Here is a 1,229-nt window from a genome sequence, read left to right as displayed (position 1 = left end):
AACTATCAACTAAGTTTAATAGCGAATGTCATCTTCTTTGAATAAGGATTCAATTTCATACCAATTGGGCAATTCATGCTTTTTTGGTGTAACTTCAAACTGTAAACCGACACAATTAAGTACTTTTTCAAACAAATCAAAAGAGCCTGTAAAACGACCGTTTTCTATCTCAGAAATCGTTGATTTATTGACACCTGATTTTTCTGAAACTACTTTTTGTGTATAGCCAAGCTTTTTTCTTGCAAAGCATATTGCTTGCCCTATTTCTTTTCTAGAAGCCATTTGTGGCGCTCGCAATCATAATATTTGCTATATAGCGATCATTATGTGTTTTATTACCAATATTCGCTATATAGCGAACTTCTTATCAAAAAAATTATCCGTGTTGCTAAACCCTTACTACATAAGGCTTTGAGCATGGTTTTGGAGTGAAGGCTTTTTTTTAATTAGCGTCGTTTGTCATTTTGTATTTCATCACGAAGTCGATCAAACTCTTGTAAGTAAACTTCTTGTTCATAGTTATTGGATGAAAAGATAGCATGCATCTGTATAGCATCTTTCACTAACTGGTCTAATACATCTTCGACTGAAAGATTATTACTATAAACCCCTGACTCTTTTAAGAACTTTTCATATTTTTGGATTACACCGCCCAGCCAATATTTACGACGTTCATTTTCTTTACGTCTTTTTTGGCCCTCGGTTTGCATTTTTAGCGTACTATCAAGTGCTTTTTTTCGACTTTCACTTTCAACCCGTTTAATCTCAGCCTGTGCTATTTTCTGTAATTTATTATACGTATTCAGAGCATTTTGACAGTTAAAGAAACCATCTCGATCAGAAGTGTTGTACCCCAAAATTTCTTTTTCGAGCTGAGTAAGAGCAATTGTTATTGTCGATTTATGCTGAATGATTTTATACAGCTCAATATTTTTAAGATAAGCATTCTTCTGTCTGTTTACGATTTTAAGTAAGTCATATAACTCAGCTGTTAAATCTGACATATCAAGAGTTCGATAATGCTCAGACAAACAAGATATATTCATCTCATGTAATTGTTGTTGAGCCTTTGTTCTGAACGAAATGTTCTGAACAAAGCCTAAAATCTCCCTTAATTCAGTATCAGTAAAAACTTTAGCTGGTCTGCCTCTTTTTACTTTATTCACCATTTCACACCTAGCCAAATTTTGATAAAAACATCATACATTGCCACGCTACAAAAATTAAAT

Annotated in this window: 2 protein-coding genes; both read right to left on the bottom strand. The window is 33.3% G+C overall.

What is annotated here, in order from left to right; genetic code table 11:
• Window positions 1–15: 15 nt before the first annotated feature.
• A complete protein-coding gene (locus FTV42_RS17055; protein ID WP_180039269.1) occupies window positions 16–282 on the bottom strand; it encodes a helix-turn-helix domain-containing protein in 267 nt (88 codons plus the stop codon).
• Between the two features lie 164 nt (window positions 283–446).
• Window positions 447–1,169, bottom strand: coding sequence for a hypothetical protein (locus tag FTV42_RS17050; protein ID WP_180044551.1), 723 nt, complete (start codon window positions 1,167–1,169; stop codon window positions 447–449).
• Window positions 1,170–1,229 lie beyond the last annotated feature (60 nt).

The organism is Acinetobacter sp. YH16052 (assembly GCF_013417155.1).
Taxonomy (GTDB): Bacteria; Pseudomonadota; Gammaproteobacteria; order Pseudomonadales; family Moraxellaceae; genus Acinetobacter.
Note: the sequence above shows the minus strand (reverse complement) of the source record. Positions and strands in the feature narration are given on the sequence as shown.